At 50.1% G+C, this 471-nt stretch carries 1 protein-coding gene; it reads right to left on the bottom strand.

Features of this window, described 5'->3' with window-relative positions:
* Positions 1-435, bottom strand: a 435-nt coding sequence (locus FHD02_RS24035; RefSeq protein WP_220394385.1) for an alpha/beta fold hydrolase, incomplete at its 3' end; no start/stop codon positions are given.
* Between the last annotated feature and the right edge of the window lie 36 nt (positions 436-471).

Below are 471 nucleotides of genomic sequence, written 5' to 3'. Positions count from 1 at the left end.
TGCTTGCTGGCGAGTTTGTGCGTCCGATTCACTGACTGCGTTGATAGCCGAGAAAATCTCATCATGACGGCGTACGTGATAGTCGACCGGTGCGATATCGATCGCCACCAGTTTATCGATGCGATCGGGGGCCAGTGCAGTAAGTGCCATTACCGCTTTACCGCCCATGGAGTGACCGATAAATGTTGCTTTATCGATCTGCAGTGCATCCAGAGTATCAACAAGATCCTGCGCCATCGACGGGTAATTCATCACCGGATCTCTCGGTGAAAGACCGTGGTTACGCATATCAACCTGGATGATATTGTGATCGTTTACCAGATCGCGAGCCAGTACGCCAAGGTTGTCGAGGCTGCCAAACAGACCATGGACAAGAACGATGGGAGAATTATTGTGCTGGTTTTGTGCAGTTTGCGCGCGGATATTCAATTTCATGGCAAAGTTCTTTTTTTCGCGTTGTCGGGTTAGGGT

Source organism: Citrobacter sp. EC_71, from assembly GCF_019584005.1.
GTDB lineage: Bacteria > Pseudomonadota > Gammaproteobacteria > Enterobacterales > Enterobacteriaceae > Citrobacter > Citrobacter werkmanii.
This window is presented reverse-complemented; position numbering and strand designations above follow the sequence as displayed.